Annotated in this window: 17 protein-coding genes; 10 read left to right on the top strand and 7 right to left on the bottom strand. The window is 62.9% G+C overall.

The features are described from left to right. The first annotated feature begins 229 nt into the window (after positions 1 to 229). Positions 230 to 2773, top strand: a complete 2544-nt coding sequence (locus tag YH62_RS01640; protein WP_046792403.1) for a HAMP domain-containing methyl-accepting chemotaxis protein — start codon at positions 230 to 232, stop codon at positions 2771 to 2773. Between the two features lie 131 nt (positions 2774 to 2904). Then, positions 2905 to 3675: an SDR family oxidoreductase gene (locus YH62_RS01635; RefSeq protein WP_046792402.1), complete on the top strand. Its 771-nt coding sequence runs from the start codon at positions 2905 to 2907 to the stop codon at positions 3673 to 3675. A 3-nt stretch (positions 3676 to 3678) separates the two neighbouring features. Here YH62_RS01635 and moaA read toward each other — a convergent pair whose 3' ends face one another. Then, positions 3679 to 4728, bottom strand: coding sequence for a GTP 3',8-cyclase MoaA (gene moaA / locus YH62_RS01630; RefSeq protein WP_046792401.1), 1050 nt, complete (start codon positions 4726 to 4728; stop codon positions 3679 to 3681). Between the two features lie 143 nt (positions 4729 to 4871). On the opposite strand from moaA, the gene YH62_RS01625 reads away from it, so the two are divergent. After that, positions 4872 to 5243, top strand: coding sequence for a DUF971 domain-containing protein (locus YH62_RS01625; RefSeq protein ID WP_046792400.1), 372 nt, complete (start codon positions 4872 to 4874; stop codon positions 5241 to 5243). Positions 5244 to 5248: 5 nt separating this feature from the next. On the opposite strand, the gene YH62_RS01620 is transcribed toward YH62_RS01625, so the two are convergent. Then, on the bottom strand, positions 5249 to 5728 hold the full coding sequence (locus tag YH62_RS01620) for a MarR family transcriptional regulator (RefSeq protein ID WP_046792399.1): 480 nt from the start codon (positions 5726 to 5728) through the stop codon (positions 5249 to 5251). Positions 5729 to 5776: 48 nt separating this feature from the next. Here YH62_RS01620 and YH62_RS01615 point away from each other — a divergent pair, with 48 nt between their 5' ends. Next, positions 5777 to 6700, top strand: coding sequence for an alpha/beta hydrolase (locus tag YH62_RS01615; protein WP_046792398.1), 924 nt, complete (start codon positions 5777 to 5779; stop codon positions 6698 to 6700). Between the two features lie 53 nt (positions 6701 to 6753). After that, positions 6754 to 7362: a pyridoxamine 5'-phosphate oxidase family protein gene (locus YH62_RS01610; protein WP_046792397.1), complete on the top strand. Its 609-nt coding sequence runs from the start codon at positions 6754 to 6756 to the stop codon at positions 7360 to 7362. A 9-nt stretch (positions 7363 to 7371) separates the two neighbouring features. Here YH62_RS01610 and YH62_RS01605 read toward each other — a convergent pair whose 3' ends face one another. Continuing rightward, entirely contained in the window at positions 7372 to 8250 is an 879-nt protein-coding gene (locus YH62_RS01605; RefSeq protein WP_046792396.1) for an NmrA family NAD(P)-binding protein, read from the bottom strand. Positions 8251 to 8343: 93 nt separating this feature from the next. Between YH62_RS01605 and YH62_RS01600 the strand changes: the two genes are divergently transcribed. Next, positions 8344 to 9267, top strand: a complete 924-nt coding sequence (locus YH62_RS01600; RefSeq protein ID WP_245282042.1) for a LysR family transcriptional regulator — start codon at positions 8344 to 8346, stop codon at positions 9265 to 9267. Positions 9268 to 9513: 246 nt separating this feature from the next. Next, entirely contained in the window at positions 9514 to 9870 is a 357-nt protein-coding gene (locus YH62_RS01595; RefSeq protein ID WP_046792394.1) for a DUF1801 domain-containing protein, read from the top strand. Positions 9871 to 10050: 180 nt separating this feature from the next. On the opposite strand, the gene YH62_RS01590 is transcribed toward YH62_RS01595, so the two are convergent. Further along, positions 10051 to 11121 (bottom strand): GGDEF domain-containing protein, encoded by a 1071-nt coding sequence (locus YH62_RS01590; protein ID WP_046792393.1) that lies wholly within the window; start codon positions 11119 to 11121, stop codon positions 10051 to 10053. Positions 11122 to 11389: 268 nt separating this feature from the next. Further along, positions 11390 to 12781 (bottom strand): class II fumarate hydratase, encoded by a 1392-nt coding sequence (gene fumC / locus YH62_RS01585; RefSeq protein ID WP_046792392.1) that lies wholly within the window; start codon positions 12779 to 12781, stop codon positions 11390 to 11392. A gap of 415 nt (positions 12782 to 13196) precedes the next feature. Between fumC and YH62_RS01580 the strand changes: the two genes are divergently transcribed. Next, positions 13197 to 15110, top strand: coding sequence for a L,D-transpeptidase family protein (locus tag YH62_RS01580; protein WP_046792391.1), 1914 nt, complete (start codon positions 13197 to 13199; stop codon positions 15108 to 15110). Positions 15111 to 15160: 50 nt separating this feature from the next. On the opposite strand, the gene YH62_RS01575 is transcribed toward YH62_RS01580, so the two are convergent. Then, positions 15161 to 15676 carry a GNAT family N-acetyltransferase gene (locus YH62_RS01575; RefSeq protein ID WP_046792390.1) on the bottom strand — a complete coding sequence of 172 codons (516 nt, stop codon included), beginning with the start codon at positions 15674 to 15676 and terminating at the stop codon, positions 15161 to 15163. 17 nt (positions 15677 to 15693) lie between these two features. Next, complete coding sequence (gph, locus tag YH62_RS01570; RefSeq protein ID WP_046792389.1) at positions 15694 to 16443, bottom strand: phosphoglycolate phosphatase; 750 nt, start codon at positions 16441 to 16443, stop codon at positions 15694 to 15696. A 151-nt stretch (positions 16444 to 16594) separates the two neighbouring features. Here gph and rpiA point away from each other — a divergent pair, with 151 nt between their 5' ends. Both rpiA and YH62_RS01560 read left to right on the top strand, forming a co-directional pair. Further along, a complete protein-coding gene (rpiA, locus tag YH62_RS01565) occupies positions 16595 to 17290 on the top strand; it encodes a ribose-5-phosphate isomerase RpiA (protein WP_046792388.1) in 696 nt (231 codons plus the stop codon). A 20-nt stretch (positions 17291 to 17310) separates the two neighbouring features. Continuing rightward, positions 17311 to 17877, top strand: a complete 567-nt coding sequence (locus tag YH62_RS01560; RefSeq protein ID WP_046792387.1) for a DUF2059 domain-containing protein — start codon at positions 17311 to 17313, stop codon at positions 17875 to 17877. Positions 17878 to 17934 lie beyond the last annotated feature (57 nt).

Below are 17934 nucleotides of genomic sequence, written 5' to 3'. Positions count from 1 at the left end.
GTTCTAGAACATGGGTCGAACGGCTGCCAGTACCGTTGCGGCCATGGCGGTACGCCTCGGGAACCAGCCGAAGGAGACGAAATCGCTTGGTTGTGAGCCGGATTAACGCTTGTTCAATGGAAATTGCGCAACCTAGCGCTTCCTTGTTCCCGCATGAGGCTGGAATCGCATCTGCGCCGTTTCGCGAATGCCGCCAGCGAAACCGGCAGATATTCCAGCCGGGGGTATCATGTCCTTCATCGATCGCCTGCTCCAGAGCCGAAGGATCGTCACCAAGGTTCTTCTCTTCGTCGTGCCGCTCATCCTCCTGATCGCCGGTGTCGGCCTTGCCGGCTACTACACGTCCAGCATGCTGAACGGCCATATGACGGTCACGCGCGCGACGATCGAGAACATCGGCGATTTCGAAGAACTCCAGGCCGCTCTCCAGGATTTCACCGACAAGCCGGACGAGGCCACGCTTACGGCGTTGAGAGCGGGCATCGACCGCCAGCAAGAAGGGGTGGCGGCGCTGGAGGGCCTGCTGGCGACGGCGGGCGACCGCGAGCGGGTGGCGCCGGTGAAGGCGCTTGCGCCGCAGATGCGCGAGCGTGCGGATGCGCTGTGGGCGGTCAAGGAACGGCGCGACCAGAATGCGCGGGAGATGGAAGTGGCATTCGACGAGATCCGCACGCTGGCGACCGCCGTCGACCAGCAGATCGACACGGTCCGCCGGCAGTTCGACGGCAAGGAGCGGTTTGCGAAGGCAATGCTGTTCGAAGCCTTTGCCTATAAATCCATTGCGCACCGGATCGAAAACCTGCGCGATGCGGTGCGCAAGGCCGAAACCGACGAAGCCACGGCCAAGGCCGCCACACTCTACGGCGGAACGCTTCTCAAGGAATTCGCGGCCATCGAACCCATGCTCTCGCCGAGGGGCAAGGCGGCCATGGAACCGATCCGTCAGGCGGCGGAGAAGATGAAAGCGACCGCAGAAGAGAACATGGAGCCGGCCACCAAAAGCCAAACCCTGCGGGTGGGCGCAAGCGGTTTCATGAAATGGCAAGGCGAACTTCAGGCGGAAGTGTCGAAGAAATCCGGCGACGCAGCCGAGCGTTTCGTGGACCTGGAGGACGATGTCGCCACACTTCGCGATCTCCTAGAGGAGATCGACACCTCGCTCACGGTCATCGATGCGATGCGGCTGCACGCGGAGCGGTTTTCCTCGCATCTGACGGAGGAGGCGCGCGGTACCGTGCTTGCGGATATCGCAGCACTGAGGACTTCCAGCGCCAAGGTCTCTGAACTCAATCCGCGCAACGCCGCCATGCGCGACTTCGCGCCCAAGCTGGAGCCGCTGCTGAAGGCGGTGGATGAGAAATCTGCCGACACGCTGCGGATCGCCGGGGAATGGCGCCAGGCGCGCGGCGCGGCCACGGAAGCGCTGACCGCGGGCATGGCGGGGCTGAAGAATTTCGTCGCCCAGGCCCAGGAGGTCGGCAAGGAGGATAGCGAGCGTTCTGCGAGGCTTTCGGTCATCGCCATGGTGGTGGGCACGCTGCTCGCGATCGCCGGCGGGCTGATGCTGGTGGAAACCCTGCGCGGTCCGTTGAAGCGCGTGACGGAAGTGATGAAGCGGCTTGCCGACGGCGACCTCGAAGTGAAGATAGAGGGCCGCGAACGCCGCGACGAGATCGGCGACATGGTGCGCTCCGTCACGGTCTTCCGGGATGCGGCGCTCGAAAACGTGCGGCTGGAACAGGAGGCCGCGGCATCCCGTGAACTCTCGGCGGCTGAGGCCGAGCGCCGCGCTGCCGAACGCGCCCGCATCGCCGCCGAGCAGCGGCAGGCGTTGACGGCGCTTTCCGAAGTGTTGGGCAAGCTTGCCGACGGCGATCTGGAGCAGGGCATGGACGAGAACCTGCCTGCCGATTTCGTGGAGATGGCGCGCACCTATAACCAGGCCGTCGAAGCCCTGCGCGCGACGCTTGCCGATGTGCGCTTCACGACCGAGGAGATCGACGGCGGTACGGGCAATCTCGCGGCTTCCGCCGACGACCTTGCCCGCCGCACAGAGCAGCAGGCGGCGGCGCTCGAGCAAAGCTCGCGGGCGCTGCGCCATTTGAGCGATATCGTCCGATCGACGGCCGAAAGCGCCAAGCAGACCTCGGTTTCGGTCAACGAGGCGGAAGAGTTCGCCGTGCGCTCCGGCGAGGTGGTGGCGCGCGCCGTCGACGCCATGGGCGAGATCAGCCGTTCCTCCAACCGGATCGCCACGATCATCGGCGTGATCGACGAGATCGCCTTCCAGACCAATCTGCTGGCGCTAAATGCCGGCGTGGAGGCCGCGCGCGCCGGCGAGGCGGGACGCGGTTTCGCGGTCGTTGCGCAGGAAGTGCGCGAGCTCGCCCAACGCTGCGCCGGTGCCGCCCGCGAGATCAAGCAGCTCATTTCCGTGAGTTCCTCGCAGGTCAGCAATGGCGTGAACCTGGTGGAGGAGACCGGCGGAGCGCTGAACCGGATCATCTCGCATGTGACCGATATCCGCAAACTGGTCGCCTCCATTTCGTCTGCGACGGGAGAGCAGGCGACCGGCATCAAGGAGGTGACGAGCGCGGTGCAGGAGGTGGAACTGATCACGCAGCGCAATGCGGCCATGGTGGAGGAGAACAATGCCGAAATCCATGGCCTCAGGCAGCGCGTGGAGACGCTTTCCGAAAAGATCGAGCGGTTCAGGACGGGCGAGCCGCGATCCGTGACCCATGCGCAGGCACGCCGCTACGACGCGGCCTGAGTGCTGAATCGACGGCAGGCGGGGCATCACCCCGGCTTTTTCGTTTCCGGCAGGAAACGGGTGGCTTCGAAGGGCTGAGTTTGTGATCTCCAGGGCGGGAACGGTATCCCGCAGAACAGGAGATCACAGACATGACGCTATTCAAGGACAAGGTCGCCATCATCAGCGGTGCAAGCGCCGGAATCGGCCGGGCGGCAGCCAAGCTCTTCGCGGCCGAGGGCGCCTGCGTGGTCGTCACCGCGCGGAGACAGGCCGAGCTCGATGGCCTCGTCGGGGAGATTTCCGCGGCAGGCGGCGAAGCCGCCGCGGTGGCGGGCGACATCCGCGACGAGGCGCTGCACGCGCGGCTCGTTGCGACGGCGGTGGAGCGTTTCGGAGGCCTCGACATCGCCTTCAACAATGCCGGCGGCACCTCGAGCTACGGGTCGATCAGCGAGACCTCGCTTGCCGACTGGCGCGAGAACATCGATCTCAACCTGACGAGCGGGTTCCTGGCGGCAAAGCATCAGGCGCCGGCCATGATGAAGCGGGGAGGCGGCTCGATGATATTCACCTCCACCTTCGTCGGATATTCGGCCGGAATGCCGGGCATGGGCCCCTATGCGGCGGCCAAGGCGGGGCTGATCGGCCTGGTGCAGGTGCTTGCGGCCGAACTCGGGACGCAGAACATCCGGGTCAACGCGCTGCTGCCGGGCGGCGTGGATACGCAGGCCAACCCCATCAATTTCCCGGGGGCGCTTCCGGAGACGGTTGCCTTCATCAACGGCCTGCATGCGCTGAAACGGGTGGCGCAGCCGGAGGAGATCGCCAAAGCGGCGTGCTTCCTGGCATCGGACATGGCGAGTTTCGTGACCGGCTCGGCCATGCTGGCCGACGGCGGCGTCTCGATCAGCCGGACGTGAGCCTCAACCGCCCGTGACGCTCATGTGGCGGGCGACGGCGGGTTTCTTGTGCTTGCGGTCGATGATGAAATCGTGGCCCTTGGGCTTGCGCGAGATCGCCTCGTCGATCGCGGCCATGAGATAGTCGTCGCTCTCGGAGGCGCGCAGCGGCGTGCAGAGATCGGCCGCGTCGTTCTGGCCGAGGCACATGTAGAGCGTGCCGGTGCAGGTAAGCCGCACGCGGTTGCAGCTCTCGCAGAAATTATGGGTCATCGGCGTGATGAAACCGAGACGTCCGCCGGTTTCCTTCACCTCGACATAGCGCGCCGGCCCCCCGGTTTTATAGGGGATATCGACAAGCGTGAACCGCTCCTCGAGATCGGCCCGCAGCTTGGAGAGCGGCAGATACCAATCGGTGCGGTCCTCCTCGATCTCGCCCATGGGCATGGTCTCGATGACCGTCATATCCATGCCGCGGCCATGCGCGAAGCGCAGCATTTCGGGGATTTCGTGCTCGTTGAAATCCTTGAGCGCCACGGCGTTGAGCTTGATCTTCAGGCCGGCTTTCTGGGCGGCATCGATGCCTTCCATGACCTTGTGGAAATCTCCCCAGCGGGTGATTTCCTTGAATTTCTGAGGGTCGAGCGTGTCGAGCGAGACGTTGATGCGGCGCACGCCGCAATCATAAAGCTCGTCGGCATAGCGGGCGAGCTGCGAACCGTTCGTGGTCAGCGTCAGCTCGTCCAGCGCGCCGGACTGCACATGCCTGCCGAGTTCGCGCACGAGAAACATGATGTTCTTGCGCACCAGGGGTTCGCCGCCCGTCAGGCGCAGCTTGCGCACGCCCTTGGCGATGAAGGCGGAACAGAGCCGGTTCAGCTCTTCGAGCGTCAACAGGTCCTTCTTGGGCAGGAAGGACATGTGCTCGGCCATGCAATAGGTGCAGCGGAAATCGCAGCGGTCGGTGACGGATACGCGCAGATACGTGACCGCGCGGCCGAACGGGTCGATCATCGGCGCCTTGTCGGCAACCAGCGGTGCTGCCCTGTCGAGCGATCCTGCAAAACTGTTCACGCGTTATCTCCTGATCCATCGAACGTGGGCGCTGTCGGTCTCACCGTCAAGTGCGGGATAATCGATCGGCGATCAAAATCACTTGCGATGGATCAATCAACTTCATAATCCTCCAGGCAGCGACTTACAACGGATCGATTGCGATGAGCGAAATCTGGCCGACGGAACTGCGCATATCGAAGGATCGGCGCAACCTGAACATAACCTTCAGTGACGGAAAGGCCTTTTCGCTCGCAGCGGAGATGCTGCGCGTGCTTTCCCCCTCGGCGGAGGTGCAGGGGCACGGACCCGGCCAGAAGGTGACTGTGCCCGGCAAGCGCGATGTCGCGATCGTGACCGTGACGCCGGCAGGCAATTACGCGGTGCGGATCGGCTTCGACGACATGCATGACAGCGGCATCTATACCTGGCCTTATCTGCGCGAACTTGGCGAACGGGGCGCGGAACTCTTTGCCGAATACGAGCGGGAACTCGCGGAGAAGGGGCTCACCCGCGATTCGCGGCGGCCCCGCTGAAGCGCTCACGCGGGCTCGGCCGTCTCGTCGGCGGTTTCCGCCTGTAGCGCGACGATGATCTTCTCCATCGATTCGGCGAGAGCCGTGCATTGCTCGATCGGCGTCGAGGACAGCGTGCGCTCGATGAGCGAGGTCTGGATCGCCATCGCCTGAGCGGCTATCCGCCGCCCCTCGGCGGTGAGAAAGAGCCGCAGGATGCGCTTGTCGCGGCTGTCGCCGCGGCGCTCGATGAGCCCGCGCTTTTCCATCTGCGGCAGCGTCATGCTCATGTTGGAGCGGCCGACCAGAAGCCTGCGGGCCAGCTCCTGCTGCGAAATGCCTTCGAAGCGATAGAGATTGACGAGAATGTCGAGATGCGGCGGCTTGATGTCGAGTTCGGCAAGCTCGCGGGTCAGCACGGTCTGCATGAGCTGGCAGGCGCGGGCCACGGCAACCCAGCTTCGAAAACGCGGATGATCCCAAGGGAGGGATTGATTTTTGTTCATGCTTGTACTTTATTGTTCAGTATTGAACATTTATCGGATCATCTCACTATGCCATCCTTTGCCACCAAGGTCATCAGTCTGGGTTTCGCCTCTATCGGCAAGATCTCGCCCGCAGCCGCCGGCCGGCTTGCCTTCAGGCTCTTTTGCCTGACGCCCTCGCGCAGGCCGAAGAGCGAAAAGGCCCGAGCGACCGAGGAGGAGGGGCGCCTGCGGCTCGCCGGCGCTGAGCAGATGCCGTTCCCGGTCGGGCGCAAGACCGTCATGGCTTACCGGTTCAACGGGGAGGGCGCGCCGGGTCGCCCGCGCTATCTCGTGGTGCATGGCTGGGGCTCCAATGCCGCCTATATCTCGGCGCTCGCGGCCGGCCTTGCGGAAGGCGGGGCGGAGGTCGTGGTTCTGGATTTTCCCGGCCATGGCGGATCGAGTGGGCGAATGCTGCACATACGGCTTGCCGTCGACACCATCGCAGAGGCCGAAAAGCGCTTCGGGCCCTTCGATGCGGCGGTCGGGCACTCTTTCGGCGGGGCGAGCCTCGTGCTCGCGGCCGGCGGGGTGATGCGGAATGCCGGCACATTCTCTCCCGGCAAGCTGGCGGTGATCGGCTCGCCGAGCCAGGTCCGATGGCTGTTCGACGGGTTCTCGCGAATGGTTGGTCTGTCGGCGCAGGTCAAGTCGCGATTGATCGCTCACGCCGAAACCGTCGCCGGCGCCCGGCTGGACGACATAGACGGCGTGCCGGTCATCAAGAGCCTCGGGATGCCCTTGCTCGTGGTGCATGCGGAAGAGGACAAGGAAGTGGATGCGGCGCATGCGCGGCGCTACGAGCGCCTGTCTTCGGTCCGTTTCCTCTGGGCCAACGGCCTCGGCCACCGGCGGATCGTCAGCTCTCCCGAGGTGATAGATGCTATCCGGTCCTTCCTGGAGGAGGAGGAATGCGGCCGGATCGACAGGACCGGGCGCGGTGTCGCTTGATCGTCACATAACCGTGGCATAGGCTCTGCCCGGCATTCATCGGGCAGGACATCATGACCATCATCACATCCGTCGAGCAGCTCAGGGAAATCTATGACGGGGCTTCCGAGGCCTCGCTCGTCAAGGTCACGCGGACGCTGACGCCCGAGTACCGGCAGATGATCGAGGCCTCGCCCTTCGTGGGGCTTGCAACCGTCGGCCCGGAAGGGCTCGATTGCTCCCCGCGCGGCGATCTCGGCGGCGCGGTGCGGGTGAGGGACGAAGCCACCCTGCTGCTGCCGGACTGGCGCGGCAACAACCGGATCGATTCGCTCCTCAACATCGTGCGCGATCCGCGCGTCGCCCTGATGTTCCTGATCCCCGGATCGACCACGACCATGCGGGTGAACGGAAGCGCGGTGATCTCGGTGGAGCCGGCGCTTCTGCAGAGTTTCGAAATGGATGGGAAACATCCGCGCAGCGTCGCCATCATCACCATCGGCGAGGTCTATTTCCAGTGTGCCCGGGCGCTGATGCGCGCCGAGCTCTGGAACCCGGAACATTTCGTGGAGCCGAAGGACCTGCCCACGCCCGGCACACTCCTGAAAGCGGCGAAAGCGGATTTCGACCAGGAAACCTATGACCGGGAATGGGCAGGCCGCGCCGCTAAAACCATGTGGTGAGCCGCTGCTTCAGCGGCCGGCTCGGTGAGCTTTTGCGACGAGGCGCTCTATCGCTGTCGTGAGCGAAGTCGTGCCGCGCCGGTGTTCGTTGTCGTTCTGGCGTGTGAACAGTCCATTGGCGATGCCCTCGTACATGCCGAGAAGTGCGTCCGCCACCTCGGCGGGCACGCCTTCCTCGGCAAGCAGTGCGGCGCGGCCCTCCGGCGGAACAAACACTGACTTTACCGGGCGGCCGAGAATTTCCGCGAAGGCCGAGACCACGTCGCCGGCGCTCCAGTCTTCCGGTCCTGTCAGCTCGACAACCCGCTTGCCGGTCCACTCTTCGCCCAGCAAGGTTATCGCAGTGCGCCCGACATCGATCGTGCTCACCATCGGGATTTTCCGAGAGGGTTCGATAAAGGTGGGCAGCACGCTTTCCGACATGACGGTCTCCGCCATCTCTCCCCAGGTCTCGACGAAATAGCCAGACCGCATAAAGGCGATTGAGGGTGCCACCCGGTCAAGCAGCGCCTCGAACCGGTTGAGCGTGGCGATGACGCCGGTGCCGGAGGCATGCTGCGCTCCGATGGACGACAGCACGACGGCTTTCGGCAGATGCGCCCGCCGTGCCGCGACGGCCAGCGCCGTGCCGAGTTCTTCCGTGCGGGTATAGGGATCGCCGCTCACCGGCGGCGGATTGATGAGGAAGGCTCCCGACGCGCCCTTCAGCGCATCGGCGATTGCTTCGGCATCCTCGATGCTCGCAACGGCCACTTCGGCGCCGAGATCTGCCCATTTTTCACCCTGTTCCCTGCGGCGCAGGACGACACGCACGGCCTCGCCGCGTTCGATGAGGGCGCGTGCTGCTTCGCCGCCGGCCCGGCCGTTTGCTCCAAGTACGACATACATGATTGGTCCTCCTTCGGTTTGCTCGATGGAGGGAGGGTAGGCGCGGGAGTTTCATGCGTCCAATGCATGTGATATATAGTCTGTATGCACGAAGTGAATTTGCGCGGGATCGATCTCAACCTGCTGGTGGCGCTCGACGCGCTGCTGGAGGAGAAGAGCGTGACGCGGGCCGCCCATCGGCTCGGCATGAGCCAACCGGCCGCAAGCCGGGCGCTCGGGCGGTTGCGCGCGCTGTTTTCGGATGCGCTGCTGGTCGACGGGCCGGGCGGTTACCTTCTCAGCGCCCGTGCGGAGGAGGTGCGCCCTGCGCTGCGCAGGATCTTGGAAGGCGTAGGCGAGATACTGGAGGCGAATGCGTTCGATCCGGCGACGGCGACGGGGAGAATACGGCTGCTCATGCCCGATCTCCAGGCGGCCACGCTCGCGCCGCATCTGCTCGCCCGCTTCGCCCGCGAGGCGCCGTTCCTCGACCTCGATATCGTCGCGCCGGGTTCGAACGGTTTCGATCTGCTGGAGCAAGGCGGCGCGGATGCGATGGTGGCGCTGATCGACGACGCGCCGGCCGGCATCCACCGGCGCCGCCTCTATGACGAAAACCTCGTGACGCTCATGCGGGCGCATCACCCCGCGCTTGCCGGAAATCTCACGCTCGACCGCTTTCTGGCGCTCGAGCATATCGTGGTGAGCGTTACCGGCGTGGGCGCGGCACCCGTCGATGAGGTACTGGCGCGGATGGGGCGAACGCGGCGGGTGAAGCTGCGCGTGCCGAACTTCTTCGCGGCGGTAGAGATCGCCGCTCGCTCAGACCTCATCATGACCCTGCCGTCCAGCCTGGCGCGGGCGGCCGCCACTATGAGGCGTCTGGTATCCTTGCCGCCGCCCCTCGATCTTGGGAGTTTCACGATGAGCCTCGCCTGGCATGCGCGCCAGCAGGACGCACCCAGACACATATGGTTGAGACGCGCCATCGTCGCGGCGGCGACGGATATGTCGTCGGGGATCGACGTCGGAAGTTGAGACCGCTATCTGCCGCACGCCTCCTCATGCCGGTTCGGCGTTTTTCGGTTCGGAACTCATTGAGCGCCAATCCAGAAGATGATGGTGGCGGCGATGGCCGAGAAGAAGGTGCGGGTGCAGTAGACCCGCACCGGCCTGTGAATCCCTTTGGGGCCTGAGCCTAGGAGCGCCGAGACACACAGCCGCATCAAGAGCTTTAGCGCCCAATTTGTTGCCTTTGGACATGCTGAAAGGCATACTGTCGGCATGACGAAGAAGGATAATCATGACGCCTATATAGCCGCAGCACCGGAGCAGTTTCGCGCCATGTTGGGTCAACTGCGTGCACAGCTATCGCGGGCACTACCAGACGCCGAAGAAATCATGAAGTACGATATGCCCGGTTTCCAGATCGAAGAAACGATTATCGCGGGCTATGCTGTCTTCAGTAAACAATGCGGTCTATATGTTGATCCGGGTGCAATTGCTGCCCATGCAGACGAGATCGCTTCTTTGAAACTCAAGGCGACTAAGACCGGAGTTACGTTCTCGGTGAGTAAGCCTATCACTGATGAACTAGTTGAAAAATTGGCAATTAGTTCGCGCAGCAAAAAGGGATTTTAGCGGCTGTCTTTGGCAACCCAAAACCTGTTTTTACAAACTGGTGCAAACTCGAAGAGGGTCATTTGGACCCAAAGCGTTCGGCCAAAGCGGGCATTGGCTAATCACATTTCGGATGCAGTTTGGCCCATCGCCGTCATTCGATGCTATCGGAATTAATGGGGCCTGACCCTAATCTGCCGTCTATTTCCGGTAGATGAGCCAGCTCTTGCCGACATATTCGCTCTTCATTTCTTCTTCGAAGAAACTCGTGCGGTTCCGCCCCGCGTTCTTCGCATGATAGAGGGCGGTATCGGCATTGGCGTAGAGCTCGCCGGGATCGTTCGCCTGTGATGCCATGGTGCAGCCCAGCGATAGGGTGATCGGTCCGTAATTCACGCCGGTGCGGGAATTGCGGAAGATGCGCGTTTCCACGGCCCGGCGGATGCGCTCGCAGATGGCCATCACCTCGTCGGGCGTGTTGCCTTCGACGAGGAGGGCGAATTCTTCCCCGCCCGTGCGCGCCACGAAAACTTCGTTGCGGACATTGGCGCGGATGACGGTGGCGACGGTGGCGAGGATCTTGTCTCCGACCGGGTGGCCGTAGCTGTCGTTGATCTTCTTGAAATTGTCGATGTCGGCGAGCACGAGGGCCGTGAACGGCAGCATGGCGGCGTTGTCGTAGATCGACGTCAGCCGCTCGTCGAAGGCGCGGCGGTTGGCGAGCCGCGTCAGCGAATCGGTATTGGCGATCCGCTTGTATTCGTCGAGTTCCTTGCGGACCTCATCGATCTCCTGGGAACTCTGGGCGACGGTCCCGGCGGTTTTTTCGCCATGAACCATCTTGTCGCCGGTCGCCTCGCTCAAAAGCGCGATGGCGCTGCGGATGATATCGCTCGAAAAACTGCTCTTGGAGCTGATCCGCAATGCCGTCTCGCTCAGCAGCTTGCTATAGCTTTCGAGCGAACGCTGCTCCTGGTGCAGGACATTCAGCAGCCCTTCGAGTTCCGTGAGCAATCTCGTATGCGCCCGCTCGACGATATCGGTCTGGCCGCCGCCGATATAGATCTGCGCAAGCCTGTCGAGTTCTTCCTGTGTGGCGCGGTTTCCGAGCGCGGCGAGATCGCGCGTCAGGTCCGGATGCGATCCGATATAGGCTTCATAGAATAGTTGATAGTTGCGCGGGACCGGCGCCACCCCCATCGACCGCACGGCATAGATGATCTGACTCATAACGTCAGCCGTTTGCGCCTTCGGCGCATTCGCCGTCGTCATCGATGAACTCCGAATAAACCCAGCCCTATTTGACTGAAGTTAAATGAAAACTATTGGAAAAGGAATTAAGTAATTTCACTTTGGCACAGCTTCTTCTTGCCGCGCGTTCGAAGCCCAATGGCTACTAATATTACTTTATACTTTATCCTATTGCGTGGCAGCAATATGCGCGAGGCGCGCTCATCCAGTGAGATGGGTAGAGGAGAGCTGTACATCCGCCTCACGCCGAAGCATGAAGCGGATGTGGTGCAGGATGTGAAGCGGCCGGTTACTTCGGGCCGATCATGTTTTCGGGGCGCACATACTGGTCGAATTCCTCATTGGTGAGGTATCCGCCGCCGACCGCCTCCTCGCGAAGCGTCGTGCCGTTCTTGTGGGCTGTCTTGGCGATCTTGGCGCAGGCGTCATAGCCAAGGCGCGTGTTGAGCGCGGTCACCAGCATCAGCGAGTTTTCCACGCCGCGCTTGATATTGTCTTCGCGTGCCTCGATGCCAACCACGCAATTGTCGGTGAAGGAGACGGCGGCGTCGCCGAGGAGCTGCACCGACTGCAGGAAATTGTAGGCCATCATCGGATTGTAGACGTTGAGTTCGAAATGGCCCTGGCTGCCGGCGAAAGTGATCGCCGCCTGGTTGCCGAAGATATGGGCGCAGACCTGGGTCATGGCTTCGGACTGGGTGGGGTTGACCTTGCCCGGCATGATCGAGGAGCCCGGCTCGTTTTCCGGAAGCGCCAGTTCCCCGAGGCCGGCGCGCGGGCCCGAACCGAGGAAGCGGATGTCGTTGGCAATCTTGAAGCAGGCCGCGGCGGCCGCGTTGATCGCGCCGTGCGCGAAGACCATCGCGTCATGGGCGGCGAGCGCCTCGAACTTGTTCGGCGCGCTGACGAAGGGGAGGCCGGTGATCTTGGCGATCTCCTCGGCGACCTTTTCGGCAAAGCCGACCGGCGCATTGAGGCCCGTGCCGACGGCGGTACCGCCCTGGGCGAGTTCATAGAGGCCCGGCAGGGTGAGTTCGATGCGCTTGATCGAGGAGGCGATCTGGGCCGCATAGCCGGAAAATTCCTGGCCGAGCGTGAGCGGCGTGGCATCCTGGGTATGCGTGCGGCCGATCTTGATGATGTGCGCGAAGGCCTTCGCCTTGGCGTCCAGCGCCGCATGCAGATGCTTCAGCGACGGGATGAGATGGCGAACGATCTGCTCGGCGCAGGCGATGTGCATGGCCGTCGGATAGGTATCGTTCGACGACTGGCTCATGTTGACGTGGTCGTTCGGGTGCACCGGCTTCTTCGAGCCCATGGTGCCGCCGAGCATTTCGATCGCCCGGTTGGAGATGACCTCGTTGGCGTTCATGTTCGACTGGGTGCCGGAACCGGTCTGCCAGACGACGAGCGGGAAGTGGTCGTCGAGCTTGCCGTCGATGACTTCCTGGGCCGCGTCCTCGATCGCCTTGCCGAGAGCCGGATCAAGTCCGCCGAGGTTCATGTTGGCGCGGGCTGCAGCCTGCTTGACGATGCCGAGTGCGCGGACCACGGAGAGCGGCTGCTTCTCCCAGCCGATCTTGAAATTGCCGAGGGAGCGCTGTGCCTGGGCTCCCCAGTAACGGTCGCTCGCCACTTCGATCGGGCCAAACGTATCGGTTTCCGTGCGGGTCGATGCCATCTTCGCTGCCTTTATTTTCGTCCAGGTGGATTGCTGCCGCAGGCAGTATTCAACTACGCGGAAGCGCGCAAGAGGGCAGGGTATTTTCTAAACGATTAGGTTGAGGAAAGGCGATTCGCCCGAGTGGAACCATGCCGTGGATCGCTCGCGTTCAAAGCAAACGGCGTGCCTTTTGTGCCACGCAGCCAAAATTAATTCGACGCGGTTTGCACGAATGCCGGGCTTGGCCGGCATCGCATCAGTAAAAATTTAACGAATATTTTCTTAACCTTTCGCCTGCGAACCGGCGCGCTTTTCGGGCCTGCCGAGTCGGCCCGCGCAGCCGGGCTTTATTTCCATCCCTCATGGCATTCGTTAGATGCCGTGATACTTCTTCAAGCCGCGTGGTCACGCGGAATCAGGCACGGGGACGACATTGCAGCAGAGACTTAACAGGACTTCGATCGCGCTTGCGCTCGCGTCGGGAATTTCATTGCTTGCCGGAGGTATCGCACCCGCCCATGCCCTGACGCTTCTCGATCTCATTCGGGGTGGGCCGGCAAAGCGCGCACCGGTCGCCGAGGAGCCGGCTCCGGCGCCGAACGTCGCGGGGCGCCAGCCGTCCTCCGCCGTCCGCGACCGCGATCCCGAGCCCTTGCCGAAGGTCTCCGGGCCAACCTATTACACCTACAAGACGGATGCCGTGCGCGCCGTGAAAACGGACGGCTTTGCCGCGGCGACGGCAACCGACGAGAGCCGTTTCCTGACTGAAGCCAAGGTGATGGCCGCCAGCGACGTCGCACAGGCGCTGGAGACCTATTACGGCCGATCCGGCGCCAAGACCCTCTGGGTTGCCGATGGCGACATCACGGAGAAGGCGAGGGCCGTGCTCGCCACGCTCGAAAAGGCCGGCGACTACGGGCTCGATCCGGCCGATTACGTGCTGCCGGTGCCCGAGCTGGTCACCGCGAGCATAGAGCCCGTTTCCGCGACCGACGAAGCCGTCGAGGCATCGGATGTTCCTGCCGTTTCCGGGATCGAGACGCATGAACGGCAACTGATGCAGTTCGAGCTTGCCCTGTCGGCCAAGGTGCTGACCTTCGCACAGGACATGATCCGCGGGCGCATCGATCCGAACCGGATTTCCGGCTACCACGACCTGAAGCGCAAGGACGTGAACCTCTCCGTCGTGCTTCCCTTCGTGAAGAACAGCACGGATGCCGGCGCCTATCTGGAAAGCCTGGCGCCGCAGAGCGCCCATTTCAATGCGTTGAAGGCGGAGCTTGCCAAGCTGAAGGCGGAGGCAAGCAAGGAGAGTGCGGCGGTCGCGCTGCCGGAAAACCTGATCCTGAAGCCGGGCAAGAGCAGCCCGGAAATGGCCAACGTGGTGGCGGCGATCGAGCATCGCGGTTCGGATGCGCTGAAGAGCAAGCATTCCGCGATCTTTGCCGGCTATCAGCAGTCGACCGACTATACGCCCGAACTCGTCGATCTCGTGAAGTCCTTCCAGGAGGAAGCGGGTTTGAAGGCGGACGGCGTGATCGGCCCGGCCACCGTGCGCGCCATGACCGGCCATACCGCCGAGGACAAGATCCGCAAGCTCGTCGTCGCCATGGAAGAGGCCCGCTGGTTGCCGGACAATCTCGGCGACCGCTACGTCTTCATCAATCAGCCGGCCTATACGGTGAACTATCACGAGCACGGCGCCGAGCAGTTCTCGATGCGCGTCGTCATCGGCTCGAAAGCGAACCAGACCTATTTCTTCCAGGACGAAATCCAGACGGTGGAGTTCAACCCCTATTGGGGCGTGCCGCAGTCGATCATCGTCAATGAGATGCTGCCGCGCCTGCGCTCGGACCCGTCCTATCTCGACCGGCTGGGTTACGAGGTGGCCGTCAACGGCCGCACGGTCTCCTCGCGCAACGTCAACTGGTATGGATCGACCAGGGGGATTTCGGTACGCCAGCCGCCGTCGAGCGACAATGCGCTCGGCGATCTAAAGATACTCTTCCCGAACGCGCATGCGATCTACATGCATGACACGCCCTCAAAGAGCTATTTCCAGCGCGACATGCGGGCTCTGAGCCATGGTTGCGTGCGGCTTGCCGAACCGCGCAAGATGGCGGCCGCGGTGCTCGGCACGACCGAGGCGGACGTTTCGGCGCGGATCGCGGCCGGCAAGAATGTCGCCGCCAAGGTGAATGCGAAGATCCCGGTCTACGTGGCCTATTTCACGGCATGGCCGAACAAGGACGGCGTGGTGGAATATTTCGATGATGTCTACGGTCGGGATGCGGCGGTTGAGAAGGCTTTCGAGGCGACCACCAAGGCGAGAACGCCGCAGGCGTGATCCAGGACCGAAGCTGAAAAACAATTAGGGCGGTGCGGATAGCGCCGCCCTTATTTCTTGAAGAACAGGTACCAGAAGAGCGCGATCTCCCGGCGGGATTGGCCGAGCGCGCTGTAGAGATGTTCGTCGTATCCGCCGAGTTCGAAGCCGTATCTCTTGTAGAACCGGCACGCAGCCACATTGTTGGACTGCGTTTCGAGGCGGATGCCGGGCAGGGCCTGAGCCTTCGCCCATTCGACCGCATGATCCATCAACAGGCTGCCGAGACCGGTGCCGCGCAGCGGCCGGTCGATCTGAATGTCATCGATCTCCGCATAGCCATTCCAGCTCCTGGAGACGATCACGTAGCCACGGACCCGGCTGCCGTCGATCGCCGCGATCACGGCGCGGTCTTCATCCGTCCTCGCTTCATCCTCATGGAATTCATAGGTCTTTCCATAAGCCTCGACATCTTCGACGTCCCGGAACGGGTCCCAGGGCGCCTTCAGCTCGGAGGTCACGTCGAAGGAGAAGTCGCAATCCGCGATATCGCTTGTGGAAATTCGCCCGACCCGCTCGATCCTCATGGCAGGCCTCGCCGGGCTCAGGCCGTCGCGCTATCGACGATCGGCTGAAGTTTGACGCCCTCGGCGATCGCTCGTCCGATCAGGTCGGCGGTGAGCTCATCGAAGCCGTCAATCACATGGTCCGGTTCGAGTTCGTGCACGGGAACGTCCGAATAGCCGAAGGTGACGGCGATCGAGGGAATGCCGGCGTTGCGGGCGGCCAGGATGTCGTTGATGCTGTCGCCGATCATCACGCTCTTTTCGCGATCGCCGCCGGCGCGCTCGATCGTGCCGAGGATGTGGCGCGCGTCGGGCTTGCGGACGGGGAACGTGTCTCCCCCGGTGATCGCGGCGAAACGCTGCGTCAGGCCGAGCTTTTCGAGAAGCGGCAGGGCAAGCTCTTCCGATTTGTTGGTGCAGACGGCGAGCGTCATGCCGGCGGCCGAAAGACGATCCAGGCATTGGATGAGACCGGGATAGGGGCGGCTTTCGCCCGGCATATGTGCCTTGTAATGGGCGAGGAAACGCTCGAGCAACGGTTCCACGTCCTTCTCATCGAGCGGCTTGCCTCGGAGTTCGAAGGCGCGGCGGATCATCACGCGCGCTCCCTGGCCGACGAGATGGGTGAGGTCCGCGAAGGTGACCGGCGCAAGATCGGCCGCCGCGATCGTATGGTTCAGGCTGTCGATGAGATCGGGCGCGGTATCGATCAGCGTGCCGTCGAGATCGAAGATGACGAGGGGAGAATTCACCGGAACACCTCGTGAGGTCGCAGGAAGGTTGGACATCCGACTTAGGCAATGGCGGCGGCAAATGCAAATGATGAGGCGTCTGACAGCGTCGGCGGATATGCCTGTTTTCACGCGATCGGGGTCTTTCGTTTGGCGGGGGAGGCGTGTAAACAGCGGTTCGGCGAAACATCGGGGGAGCTTTTGGCGCATGGACGCCCGGGAAATGAAGATCAAGGCAGCCGAGGCGGCGCTGGCCTATGTCGAGGACGGCATGCGGCTCGGCATCGGCACAGGCTCGACAGCCGAGGAATTCGTCCGGCTGCTCGCCGAGAAGGTGGCCGAGGGGCTGCGGGTGGAGGGCGTTCCGACATCCGAGCGTACTGCGAGGCTCTGCCTTGAACTCGGCGTGCCGCTGAAATCCCTGGAGGAACTTCCGGAGCTCGATTTGACAGTCGACGGCGCCGACGAGGTGGACGGCGGTCTCAGCCTCATCAAGGGCGGCGGCGGCGCGCTTCTGCGCGAGAAGATCGTCGCGGCGGCTTCGAACCGCATGATCGTCATCGCCGACGAAACCAAGCTCGTGGATACGCTCGGCGCCTTTCCGCTGCCGATCGAGATCAACCCTTTCGGCCAGACATCCACCCGCATCGCCATCGAAAAAGCGGCAGCGCGGCTTGGTCTTTCGGGTGAGCTGAAGCTGCGCAAAGCCGGCGAAGACCCGTTCACGACGGACGGCGGCCACTTCATTTTCGACGCATCTTTTGGCCGTATTCCTGATGCAGAGGCTCTCTCTGGCGAGCTGAATTCGATTCCCGGTGTCGTTGAACACGGGTTGTTCATCAATATGGCGTCCTTTGCGATCATCGCCGGTCCGGCGGGAGTGCGGACGTTGAAGGCGAAATAATTTACAGGAGCAATCAACTCATGGTCAGATTTGCGGTTTTTGGGCGTGCCGCCGCTGTTGCGATTCTTCTTGCCGGCGCCTTTGCTGCGCCCGCGAGCGCGCAGGAGATTTCCGAGGAGCATCTTGCGGCTGCGCGCGCAACGATCGACGCGATCAACGCCACCGATCGCTATGATGCCATCCTGCCGAACCTCGCCGAGCGGCTGAAGGCCGAGTTCATCCAGGCATCGCCGAACTTCCAGGAGCAGATTTCCGCCGGTGTCGACGAGGTGGCAATCAGTCTCGCCGCCCGCCGTTCCGATCTGGAGCGCGAGGCTGCGACGACCTACGCCAAGACCTTCACCATCGACGAGCTCAAGGCCATTACCGCCTTCTACGGCACCGAGGCCGGCAAGAAGCTCTTGACCAACGGTCCGCTGGTTGCCCGCGAACTCGCGAAGTCTGCCGAGATCTGGGCAAACGGCATTTCCCGCGACCTGACCGCCCAGAGCAGCGAAAAGCTCCGCGGCGTGATCGACGCGGCTCCCGTTCAGGCTCCGGCCGCCGAAAGCGTGGCGCCGCCGGCCGAAGGCCAGCCGCAGCAGTAAGTGCCGCATCGGCAAAAGGATTTTGTGAAGCCCGGAGCGATCCGGGCTTTTCCTTTT

The sequence above is a fragment of the Rhizobium sp. LC145 genome (genome assembly GCF_001005825.1).
Lineage (GTDB): Bacteria > Pseudomonadota > Alphaproteobacteria > Rhizobiales > Rhizobiaceae > Neorhizobium.
Note: the sequence above shows the minus strand (reverse complement) of the source record. Positions and strands in the feature narration are given on the sequence as shown.